The organism is Streptomyces sp. P5F9 (assembly GCF_057961495.1).
The window spans coordinates 1-9,908 of sequence record NZ_JBXVPZ010000371.1 but is presented as its reverse complement, the minus strand read 5'-3'; the positions used below and the strand labels follow the sequence as shown (position 1 = coordinate 9,908).

Genomic DNA, 9,908 nt, shown 5'->3' with positions numbered 1-9,908 from the left:
TCGTACTCGCGGTGGTTCATGTGGCTTGTGGGGGAGGGGAGTTGGGGCCTTCGTTCCCGTCAACTCGCAGGACGTCCGTGCAGGCCGTCGAAGAGGATGGTCGTCAGGGCGTCGGCCAGCGTCTCCACGGTCAGGTCGCGGTCCGGGCGGTACCACTCCACGAGGGAGTTGACGGTGCCGAACAGCAGGCGGCTCGCGAGGTGCGGGTCGATGTCCGCCCGTATGCCGCCCTCGGCCGCCGCCCGGGTCATCAACTCGGCCACCCGGTGGTCGAATTCACGGCGCCGGGCCAGTGCCCGCTGCTCCACCTCGCTGTTGCCGTGCAGACGCAACAGCAAGGTGACGTACGGCAGTTCGGCGGCCAGCACCTCGACGCTGCGGTGGATGATGCGCTTCATCCGGGCAGTGGCGGTCGTGGTCGTGTCCGGGGCTCCACTGTCCCCCTCCTGGTCCCCGGCCTCCTCGTCCAGCACGGCGAACAGCGCGTCCAGCGCGCGGTTGACGGCGAGTTCGAGGAGTTCCTCCTTGCCGGACACATGGTGGTAGATGCTCGACTTGCTGAGGCCCAGGCGCCTGGCCAGTTCCTCCATGCCGGTGCCGTCGTAGCCGCGTTCGTTGAAGACCACGACGGCGACCTCCAGCAGGGAGTCGCGGTCGTAGGCGGGACGGCCGTGGCGGCCGGCCGGATTCTGCACAGGTGTCCTGGTCACTGGGCCATTGTGACAAGGCCGGCGATCGGGCCGCGCGGAACGGCCTCGGATGTCACTGCTCCCGCAGATCCTTGACCCGGCGGATCTTGCCCACCGAGCGCTCCAGGGTCTCCGGATCGACGATCTCCACCGCCACGGTCACGCCCACGCCGTCCTTGACGCCCTTGCCGATCGCCGCCGCGGCGGCATCCCGCTGCTCGGGAGTGGCACCGGGGCGGGCCTCGGCGCGGACCGTCATGTGGTCCATGCGCCCGCGCCGGCTGAGCTGGATCGTGAAGTGCGGGGCGACGGCGGGGGTGCGCAGCAGGATCTCCTCGATCTGGCTGGGGAAGACGTTCACCCCGCGCAGGATGATCATGTCGTCGCAGCGGCCGGTGATCTTCTCGATGCGCCGGAAGGCCGGGCGGGCCGTGCCGGGGAGGAGGCGGGTCAGGTCGCGGGTGCGGTAGCGGATGATCGGCAGGGCCTCCTTGGTGAGGGAGGTGAAGACCAGCTCGCCGCTGTCGCCTTCGGGCAGCACCTCGTCGGAGATCGGGTCGACGATCTCCGGGTAGAAGTGGTCCTCCCACACGTGCAGGCCGTCCTTGGTCTCTACGCACTCCTGCGCGACACCCGGGCCGATGACCTCCGACAGGCCGTAGATGTCCACGGCGTGGATGTCCATGCGCTCCTCGATCTCGCGGCGCATCTCCTCCGTCCACGGCTCGGCGCCGAAGATGCCCACCTTCAGGGAGCTGGTGCGCGGGTCGACGCCCTGGCGCTCGAACTCGTCGAGAAGGGTGAGCATGTAGGACGGGGTGACCATGATGATCTCGGGCTTGAAGTCCTGGATGATCTGCACCTGGCGGGCGGTCATGCCGCCGGAGGCGGGGATCACGGTGCAGCCCGCGCGCTCGGCGCCATAGTGCGCGCCCAGACCGCCGGTGAACAACCCATAGCCGTACGACACATGGATCTTGTGGCCGGGACGGCCGCCGGCTGCGCGGATCGAGCGGGCCACCACGTCGGCCCACATGGAAAGGTCGTTCTCCGTGTAGCCGACGACCGTGGGGCGGCCGGTGGTGCCGCTGGAGGCGTGGACGCGGCGGACCTGGTCCATGGGGACGGCGAACATACCGAAGGGGTACGTGTCCCGCAGGTCGGCCTTGGTGGTGAAGGGGAACCGGGCCAGATCGTCGAGGGTGCGGCAGTCGTCGGGTTTGACTCCGGCCTGGTCGAACTTCCTGCGGTACAGCTCCACGTTGTCGTAGGCGTGCCTCAACGTGGCCTGGAGCAGGCCGAGTTGGTGCTCGCGCAGCTCCTCGCGGCTCAGGCGTTCGGCGGCGTCCAGCAACCCGTCGGGGAGCGGTTCCCCGAGGCGCGGACGCATGGGCGGTGAAGCCGGTGGGGCCGCCGGGGCTGTCAGGTCGCTGCTCATGGAGACTCCTTCGTCTTCGCGCTGTTGATCATGCGGCTGCGGCCGCGGAACTCCGCGATCACCTGGTCGCCCCGCATCACGCTCACGTCGTAGATGCCGCTGCGGCCGAACCGGGTGCGCTCCGTCGCCGTCGCCACCAGGACGTCGCCCTCGTACGCCGGGGCGACGAAGTCGATGTCGGCCGCGGCGGCCACGGTGACTGGGCCGTGGCTGTTGCAGGCACAGGCGAAGGCGGAGTCCGCCAACAGGAACAGATAGCCGCCGTGAGCGGTCCTGTGTCCGTTGACCATGGCCGGGGTCACGGTCATGCGGAGCACGGCGGTCCCTTCGCCGTGCTCGACGAGCTCCATTCCGAGAGCCCGGGACGCCTCGTCCGCGGCGAACATCCTCGCCGTCGGACCGGAGGCCGTGTCAGCGGCCTGCGTCATTTTCCACCACCTTGTGGACCGACCGAACATTCGGTTACCGTGCGTCACGGCCAAGTAATCCAGCAACACCACTGCCTGTCAAGAGGTGGAACGCGTGCCCCAGACCAGCTCCGAGCTGCCCGACTTCTTCGCCCGCCACCGCGCCCTGCTGGACCAGGCGGTCGTCGCGACCGCCACCCGCGACCACTGGACGCCGTACCCGGAGTCGTTCAGCAAGCCGGTCTACGGCGAGGACGCGGCCAAGATGGGCGAAGCCGCATTCGAGGAGCAGCTCGGCGGGTCCTTCGAGTCGGCGGCGCATCCCGGCGACGGGCGCGTCCAGGCCGCCGAGATCTCTCCGTACGGCTTCGAGCTGGGCATCTCCTCCCCCCGCGTCGCGCCCGACGAGTTCGCCGCCGGCCTCGGCGCGGCCCTCGACAAGCTGCTCGGCGACACCGCCCGCGCCGCCGGCACCCTCGGCGCGATCGTCGACGACGGCGTGCGGGACCGTTTGGAGCAGGCCGCCAGGATCGGTCGTACGATGCGCGCCTCGGCGGCCGTCGAACACCCGGAGCACCTGAAGACCGTCGTACGTACGCCCCTGATCGCACGCCTCGATGCCGAGGACGACCGGGAGACCTGCACCCGGGAATGGTTCGGGCCGGTGTCGTTCGTCATCGGCACCGACTCCACCGAGCACAGTCTGCGGATCCTGCGCGGGACGGTGCGGGCGCACGGTGCGCTGACTGCCGCGGTCCACCCCACCAGCGAACTGGTGCTGGACGCCGCCGAGTCGGCCGCCCTCGACGCGGGCGTGAGCCTCTCCGAGAACCTCACCGGCGGTGTCTTCGTCAACCAGTCCGCCGCGTCCACCGACTTCCACGGCAGCGCCGCCAACCCGGCGGCCGGCGCCACCCTGTCCGACCCCGCGTTCGTCACCGGCCGCTGCGCGACTTTGCCGTCACGCCGGCCCGCACCCGCCGAGGAGACCCCCGATGCCTGAGCTGTCCTCCGACGAGGTCTATCTGATCGGCGGGGCCCGCACCCCGCAGGGCCGCTACGGCGGCGCCCTCGCCTCCGTACGGCCCGACGACCTCGCGGCGCTGGTCGTCGGCGAGGCGGTCCGCCGCGCCGGAATCCCGGCCGAGGAGGTCGACGAGGTGATCCTCGGCGCCGCCAACCAGGCCGGCGAGGACAACCGCGACGTGGCCCGCATGGCCGTCCTGCTGGCCGGGCTGCCGCACACCGTGCCCGGCTACACCGTCAACCGGCTCTGCGCCTCGGGTCTGACCGCCGTCGCCTCGGCGGCCCAGGCCATACGGGCCGGAGAGGCGGACCTCGTCGTCGCTGGCGGGGTGGAGTCCATGACCCGCGCCCCCTGGGTGATGGCCAAGCCCGGCACCCCGTGGGCCAAGCCAGGAGAGGTGCACGACACCTCGCTCGGCTGGCGCTTCACCAATCCGCGCTTCGCCGCCCAGCAGACCCTGTCGATGGGGGAGACGGCCGAGGAGGTCGCCGCGCTCGACGGCATCACCCGCGCCGAGTCCGACGCGTTCGCGCTGCGCAGCCATCAACGGGCCGTCGCCGCCCAGGAGTCGGGCCGCTTCGACCGGGAGATCGTGCCGGTCCCGGTGAAGGACGGCGAGGTGACCCGCGACGAGGGCCCGCGCCCCGGCACCACGCTGGAGAAGCTCGGCTCCCTGCGCACCATCTTCCGCGAGGGCGGCATCGTGACCGCAGGTTCCTCCTCGCCGTTGTCCGACGGCGCCGCCGCCCTGGTGGTCGCGAGCGGCGCGGCCGTCCGACGCCACGGACTCACTCCCCGGGCGCGGATCGTCACCTCGGCCTCGGCCGGGGTGCAGCCCCACATCATGGGCCTCGGCCCGGTGCCCGCCACCGAGAAGGCCCTCGCCCGCGCGGGTTGGCAGACCGGTGACCTGGACGCCGTAGAACTGAACGAGGCCTTCGCCGCCCAGGCCCTCGCGGTCACGCGCCGCCTCAAGCTGGACGAGGAGAAGGTCAACTCCGACGGCGGAGCGATCGCCCTCGGCCATCCTCTGGGGTGTTCCGGCGCCCGTATCCTCCTCACCCTGTTGGGCAGGTTGGAGCGCGAGAACGGCAGCCGGGGTCTGGCCACGCTGTGCGTCGGGGTCGGGCAGGGTGTCGCGATGCTCGTGGAGCGGGTATGAGCGCCGGCACCTACGAGACCCTCCTCGTCGAGGAGCGCGAGGACCGGGTCGTCGTCACCCTGCACCGCCCCGAGGCCCGCAACGCCATCAGCGGCCTGATGATCCGCGAACTGCACGCCGTCTGCGACCAGTTGGAGCAGAACCCCAGGCTGCTCCTGCTCACCGGACACGGCGGGGTCTTCGCGGGCGGCGCCGACATCGCCGAGTTGCTGGCACGCGGCCGGGACGAGGCTCTCCAGGGCATCAACAGCCGCCTCTTCGAGCGCGTACGCCGACTGCCGATGCCGACCCTCGCCGCGGTGGACGGCTGGGCGCTGGGCGGCGGCGCCGAGCTGTCGTACGCCTGCGACCTCCGTATCGCCGGACCGGACGCCGTCTTCGGCAACCCGGAGCCCGGGCTCGGCATCCTCGCCGCCGCCGGTGCCTGCCGGCGGCTGCCCGAGCTGGTCGGCGAGTCCATAGCCAAGCAGGTGCTGCTCGCCGGACGGAACCTCGACGCGACGGCGGCACTTGCGGCCGGGCTGGTCATCGACGTCGTACCGGCGGAGAAGCTGCTGGACGAGGCGCACGCGCTGCTCGACCGCATGGCCCGTTCGTCGGCTACGGCCCTTCGGCTCACCAAGCTCGTCGTCGACTCACCCGGGGCGCACCCGATCGCCGACGACCTCGCGCAGGCCGTGCTCTTCGAGGGGCAGGACAAGCGGGACCGTATGACGCGCTTCTTGAATAAGAGGGGCTTGGAGAAGAGGAGCAGCCGAGCATGAGCCCAACACCCCACTCCGCCCCCGCAGTTGTCGGTGTGATCGGCGGTGGCCGGATGGGCGCCGGTATCGCGCAGTCCTTCGCGGCCGCCGGTTCGTCCGTGACCGTCGTGGAGAGCGGCGAGGCGGCCTCGGCGGCCGCGCTGGACCGCGTCGCCACCGGGCTCAAGCGAGCCGCCGAGCGCGGCCTGCTCAGCGAACCCGCCGAGCAGGTCCTCGCCCGCGTCACCATGGCCGACTCGGTCGGCGGACTCCCCGCTGACGCGGACCTCGTCGTCGAGGCCGTCCCCGAGGACGCCGGGCTCAAGGCCCGGGTGCTCGCGGCGGCCGAGCAGGCGGTGGGCGCGACGACCGTGCTGGCCACCAACACCAGCTCCCTGTCGGTCACCGAACTCGCCGCCGTGCTCACCCGGCCCGGCCGTTTCCTCGGCATGCACTTCTTCAACCCGGTGCCCGCCTCCGCCCTGGTCGAGATCGTCGTAGCCCCGCACACCGAGCCCGCCGCCGTCAGCGCCGCCCTCGACTGGACGCACGCCCTCGGCAAGAAGGACGTCACCGTCAAGGACTCGCCCGGCTTCGCCAGCAGCCGCCTCGGACTGGCGCTCGGCCTGGAGGCGATCCGCATGGTCGAGGAGGGCGTCGCCGCGCCGGAGGCGATCGACGACGCGATGAGCCTCGGCTACAAGCACCCCATGGGACCGCTGCGCCTCACCGACCTGGTCGGCCTCGACGTACGCCTGGCCATCGCCGAGTACCTGCACGCCACCCTCGGCGAGCGCTTCGCCCCGCCCCAGCTGTTGCGCGACAAGGTCGCACGCGGTGAGCTGGGCCGAAAGACGGGACAGGGGTTCTACGAGTGGAAGTGACCGCATCCACGGACGGCGTCGGCTATCGCCTGGACGCCGGTGTCGCCACCGTCGAGTTGCACAGGCCCGCGCTCGATGTCGCCCTGCGGAGTGGGCTGTTGGCCGCCGTACGACAGGTGGGCGATGACGGGGACGCGGTCCGTGCCGTGCTGCTCACCGCGCAGGGCAAGCACTTCTGCGTGGGACAGGACCTCAAGGAGCACGCCCGCGCGCTGGAGACCGAACCCGAGTCCGCCTTCGCCTGCGTACGGGACGAGTACAACCCCCTCGTGGAGGCGCTGCACGCGCTGACCCAGCCAGTGGTCGTCGCCGTCGAGGGCGCGTGTGTCGGGGCCGGGCTCGGGCTGGCGCTCCGCGCGGATGTGCGGGTCGCGGCGGAGGGGGCCCGGTTCGCGACCGCGTTCACCGGGATCGGGCCGGCCGCCGACAGTGGGCTGAGCGGCTCGCTGGCGCGGGCGGTGGGTCCGTCGCGGGCCGCCGCGCTGATGCTGCTCGGGGATCGGTTCGGTGCGGAGGACGCGCCGCGGTGGGGGCTGGTGCACCGGGTCGTGCCGGACGGGGACGCTACGGCGGAGGGGCCGGCCTTGGCTACGCGGCTGGCCGCCGGGCCCACCGTCGCGTACGCGGAGGTCAAGGCGCTGCTGCGGGACGCGCCCGGCGCGAGCCTCGCCGCCGTGCTGGAGCGGGAGGCCGCGGCGCAGGAGCGGCTGGGGGCGACGCGGGACCACCGGGCGGCCGTAGAGGCGTTTGTGGCGCGGGCCGAGCCGTCGTTCGAGGGCCGGTGACCAGCCATTCACCCGGCAGGTCTTGCCTCGCCGGGGGAAACCCATCAGACTAGATACCGAACGAATGGTCGGTAGGGAAGTTGGTGTGTCGATGACCAGCACAGGCACGGAGGCGTCAGCCGCCGGCTGGGACGAAGCGCGGCTGTCGGAGCAGTTCGACGCCACGATCGCGAAGGACCAGCGGATCGAGCCCCGCGACTGGATGCCCGACGGCTATCGCAGGACCTTGATCCGGCAGATCGCGCAGCACGCGCACTCCGAGATCATCGGGATGCAGCCCGAGGGCGACTGGATCACCCGCGCGCCCTCCCTGCGCCGCAAGGCGATCCTCTTCGCGAAGGTGCAGGACGAGGCCGGGCACGGACTGTATCTCTACTCGGCCGCCGAGACCCTGGGCGCGGACCGCGCGGAGCTGACCGACGCGCTGATCGAGGGCCGGCAGAAGTACTCGTCGATCTTCAACTACCCGACGCCGACCTTCGCCGACGTCGGCGTGATCGGCTGGTTCGTGGACGGCGCGGCGATCTGCAACCAGGTGCCGCTGTGCCGCTGTTCGTACGGGCCGTACGCGCGGGCCATGGTGCGGGTGTGCAAGGAGGAGTCCTTCCACCAGCGCCAGGGCTACGAGTTGCTGCTCACGATGATGCGCGGCACGGACGGCCAGCGGGCCATGGTCCAGGACGCCGTGGACCGTTGGTGGTGGCCGTCGCTGATGATGTTCGGCCCGCCCGACGACGACTCGCCCAACTCGGCGCGCTCCATGGCCTGGAAGATCAAGCGGCACAGCAACGACGAACTGCGTCAGCGCTTCGTCGACATGACGGTCCCGCAGGCGGAGAAGCTCGGAGTGACCTTGCCCGACCCGGAGTTGAGCTGGAACGAGGACCGGGGCCACCACGATTTCGGCACCCCGGACTGGTCCGAGTTGCAGCGCGTGATCAGCGGCGACGGACCGCGCAACGCCGAGCGGGTCTCCCGCCGCCGGGCCGCCCACGAGGAGGGCGCCTGGGTTCGGGAGGCGGCCACCGCCCACGCGGCCAAGCAGGCCGCCCGTACACAGAAGACCGCCCGTACGCGGAAAACCGAAGGAGCGGCGGCATGACGCAGGACTGGCCCCTGTACGAGGTGTTCGTCCGCGGAAAGCGCGGCCTGAACCACGTCCACGTCGGCTCGCTGCACGCCGCCGACGACGCCATGGCGCTCACCCACGCCCGCGACCTCTACACGCGGCGCAACGAGGGCGTGTCCATCTGGGTCGTGCGCTCGGAGCACATCGCCGCCTCGACCCGCGACGAGAAGGACCCGTTCTTCGCGCCGAGCGCCGACAAGGTCTACCGCCACCCCACGTTCTACGACATCCCCGACGACGTCCCCCACATCTAGGAGCAGGGAATGAGTGACGACCACGTCTATCTGTCCCTGGCCGAGGGACACGACGACAGCGACGCCCGCTGGGCGTTCGGCACCGGCTTCGAGGACCCGCTGCACGGCGTCGACCAGACCGTGCCGGAGGGGACGGACTCCGCTCAACTGGCCGCGTTCTGCCTGGCACTTGGCGACGACGCCCTCGTGAGTGCGCAGCGGCTTGCCCAATGGTGCACGGCCGCACCGGAGTTGGAGGAGGAGGTGGCCCTGGCCAACATCGGGCTCGACCTCCTCGGCCAGACCCGCCTCCTCTACGCGCGTGCCGGCCAGGTCGACGGCACCGGACGCGACGAGGACGCGTACGCCTACTTCCGCGACGCCGACGCCTTCCGCAACGTACGGCTGGCCGAACTTCCCAACGGAGACTTCGCGTTCTCCATCACCCGGCTGCTGGTGCTGTCCTCCTGGCGGCTGGCCCTCTTCGAGCGGCTCGCCGGCACGACACAGGACCCGGTGCTCGCCGCGATCGCCGCCAAGGGCGTCAAGGAGTTGGCGTACCACCGCCAGTACGCGGCTGAGTGGGCCGTCCGGCTGGGCGACGGCACGGAGGAATCGCAGCGCCGGATGCGGGACGCGCTGACCGCGATCGCCCCGTACGTGGACGAACTCTTCGCGGGCGACGGTGAGTTGAGGACAGAGGTCCTGGCCGTTCTCCGCCAGGTCACCGACGCGGCCGGACTCGTGTTCCCCGAGGCGACACCGGTCCCCGGACACGGCCGCGACGGCGACCACACCGAACACCTCGCCCCGCTGCTGGCCGAACTCCAGAGCGTGGCCCGCGCCCACCCGGAGGCGACATGGTGACCACCCTGATCGACTCGCGGCGCGCCTGGGACATCGCCGCGCAGGTCCCGGACCCCGAGATGCCTATGCTCACCCTCGCCGACCTCGGGGTGCTGCGCGAGGTCGAGGTGACCGAGGACGGCACGGTCGTCGCAAGCCTGACGCCCACCTACTCCGGCTGCCCGGCCATGGCCGAGATGCGCGCCGAGGTGGCCGCGCGGCTGCGGGACGCCGGGTTCGCACGCGTGGAGATCCGTACGGTCCTCGACCCGCCGTGGACCACCGACTGGATCACCCCCGAGGGCCGCCGCAGCCTCGCCGAGCACGGCATCGCCCCGCCCGGTGCCGCCCCTCGCGGCCCGATCAAGCTCACACTGTCGCCGACCCGCCGCACGGTGCCCTGCCCTCGCTGCGGAGCGGACGACACCGAGGAGACCTCGCACTTCGCCGCGACCTCCTGCAAAGCCCTGTGGCGATGCCGCACCTGCCGCGAGCCGTTCGAGTACGTCAAGGAGATCTGATGGCGAGCCCCCAACTCCCGCTTGTGAAAAGGACGGTGGACCAG

General features: G+C 71.4%; 11 protein-coding genes and 1 pseudogene. 9 read left to right on the top strand and 3 right to left on the bottom strand.

What is annotated here, in order from left to right; all coding sequences use genetic code 11:
- Positions 1 to 59 precede the first annotated feature (59 nt).
- Genes AC31A1_RS38730 through paaI form a run of 3 tightly spaced genes read right to left on the bottom strand, consistent with a single transcriptional unit; the run spans position 60 to position 2,555 of the window.
- A complete protein-coding gene (locus AC31A1_RS38730; RefSeq protein ID WP_489657773.1) occupies positions 60 to 710 on the bottom strand; it encodes a TetR/AcrR family transcriptional regulator in 651 nt (216 codons plus the stop codon).
- A 52-nt stretch (positions 711 to 762) separates the two neighbouring features.
- Positions 763 to 2,127, bottom strand: a complete 1,365-nt coding sequence (gene paaK / locus AC31A1_RS38725; protein ID WP_489657772.1) for a phenylacetate--CoA ligase PaaK — start codon at positions 2,125 to 2,127, stop codon at positions 763 to 765.
- Positions 2,124 to 2,555, bottom strand: coding sequence for a hydroxyphenylacetyl-CoA thioesterase PaaI (paaI, locus tag AC31A1_RS38720; protein ID WP_489657771.1), 432 nt, complete (start codon positions 2,553 to 2,555; stop codon positions 2,124 to 2,126). The genes paaK and paaI overlap by 4 nt, the downstream gene beginning before the upstream one ends.
- 379 nt (positions 2,556 to 2,934) lie before the next feature.
- Between paaI and AC31A1_RS38715 the strand changes: the two are divergent.
- From AC31A1_RS38715 to paaD, 9 genes and pseudogenes are all read left to right on the top strand, one after another.
- Positions 2,935 to 3,537 (top strand): annotated as a pseudogene (locus tag AC31A1_RS38715) (phenylacetic acid degradation protein PaaN); the annotation flags it as partial.
- Positions 3,530 to 4,723 carry a thiolase family protein gene (locus AC31A1_RS38710; RefSeq protein ID WP_489657770.1) on the top strand — a complete coding sequence of 398 codons (1,194 nt, stop codon included), beginning with the start codon at positions 3,530 to 3,532 and terminating at the stop codon, positions 4,721 to 4,723. The pseudogene AC31A1_RS38715 and the gene AC31A1_RS38710, both read left to right, overlap by 8 nt.
- On the top strand, positions 4,720 to 5,487 hold the full coding sequence (locus AC31A1_RS38705) for an enoyl-CoA hydratase/isomerase family protein (protein WP_489657769.1): 768 nt from the start codon (positions 4,720 to 4,722) through the stop codon (positions 5,485 to 5,487). Before AC31A1_RS38710 ends, AC31A1_RS38705 begins: the two co-directional genes overlap by 4 nt.
- Positions 5,484 to 6,350 (top strand): 3-hydroxyacyl-CoA dehydrogenase family protein, encoded by an 867-nt coding sequence (locus tag AC31A1_RS38700; protein WP_489657768.1) that lies wholly within the window; start codon positions 5,484 to 5,486, stop codon positions 6,348 to 6,350. The genes AC31A1_RS38705 and AC31A1_RS38700 overlap by 4 nt, the downstream gene beginning before the upstream one ends.
- A complete protein-coding gene (locus AC31A1_RS38695; protein WP_489657767.1) occupies positions 6,347 to 7,135 on the top strand; it encodes an enoyl-CoA hydratase/isomerase family protein in 789 nt (262 codons plus the stop codon). The genes AC31A1_RS38700 and AC31A1_RS38695 overlap by 4 nt, the downstream gene beginning before the upstream one ends.
- A 91-nt stretch (positions 7,136 to 7,226) precedes the next feature.
- The gene (gene paaA / locus AC31A1_RS38690; protein WP_489657766.1) at positions 7,227 to 8,237 is read left to right on the top strand and encodes a 1,2-phenylacetyl-CoA epoxidase subunit PaaA; all 1,011 of its coding nucleotides are present in this window, start codon (positions 7,227 to 7,229) and stop codon (positions 8,235 to 8,237) included.
- Complete coding sequence (paaB, locus tag AC31A1_RS38685) at positions 8,234 to 8,518, top strand: 1,2-phenylacetyl-CoA epoxidase subunit PaaB (RefSeq protein WP_019075091.1); 285 nt, start codon at positions 8,234 to 8,236, stop codon at positions 8,516 to 8,518. The genes paaA and paaB overlap by 4 nt, the downstream gene beginning before the upstream one ends.
- A gap of 9 nt (positions 8,519 to 8,527) precedes the next feature.
- Positions 8,528 to 9,364, top strand: a complete 837-nt coding sequence (paaC, locus tag AC31A1_RS38680) for a 1,2-phenylacetyl-CoA epoxidase subunit PaaC (protein WP_489657765.1) — start codon at positions 8,528 to 8,530, stop codon at positions 9,362 to 9,364.
- Positions 9,358 to 9,864: a 1,2-phenylacetyl-CoA epoxidase subunit PaaD gene (paaD, locus tag AC31A1_RS38675; protein WP_489657764.1), complete on the top strand. Its 507-nt coding sequence runs from the start codon at positions 9,358 to 9,360 to the stop codon at positions 9,862 to 9,864. Before paaC ends, paaD begins: the two co-directional genes overlap by 7 nt.
- Positions 9,865 to 9,908 lie beyond the last annotated feature (44 nt).

What these genes read in the sequence shown, in the direction of transcription:
- paaK (WP_489657772.1), bottom strand. Translation starts at nt 2,127, where the DNA reads ATGAGCAGCGACCTGACAGCCCCGGCGGCCCCACCGGCTTCACCGCCC.
- paaI (WP_489657771.1), bottom strand. Translation starts at nt 2,555, where the DNA reads ATGACGCAGGCCGCTGACACGGCCTCCGGTCCGACGGCGAGGATGTTC.
- AC31A1_RS38710 (WP_489657770.1), top strand. Translation starts at nt 3,530, where the DNA reads ATGCCTGAGCTGTCCTCCGACGAGGTCTATCTGATCGGCGGGGCCCGC.
- AC31A1_RS38705 (WP_489657769.1), top strand. Translation starts at nt 4,720, where the DNA reads ATGAGCGCCGGCACCTACGAGACCCTCCTCGTCGAGGAGCGCGAGGAC.
- AC31A1_RS38700 (WP_489657768.1), top strand. Translation starts at nt 5,484, where the DNA reads ATGAGCCCAACACCCCACTCCGCCCCCGCAGTTGTCGGTGTGATCGGC.
- paaA (WP_489657766.1), top strand. Translation starts at nt 7,227, where the DNA reads ATGACCAGCACAGGCACGGAGGCGTCAGCCGCCGGCTGGGACGAAGCG.
- paaB (WP_019075091.1), top strand. Translation starts at nt 8,234, where the DNA reads ATGACGCAGGACTGGCCCCTGTACGAGGTGTTCGTCCGCGGAAAGCGC.
- paaC (WP_489657765.1), top strand. Translation starts at nt 8,528, where the DNA reads ATGAGTGACGACCACGTCTATCTGTCCCTGGCCGAGGGACACGACGAC.
- paaD (WP_489657764.1), top strand. Translation starts at nt 9,358, where the DNA reads ATGGTGACCACCCTGATCGACTCGCGGCGCGCCTGGGACATCGCCGCG.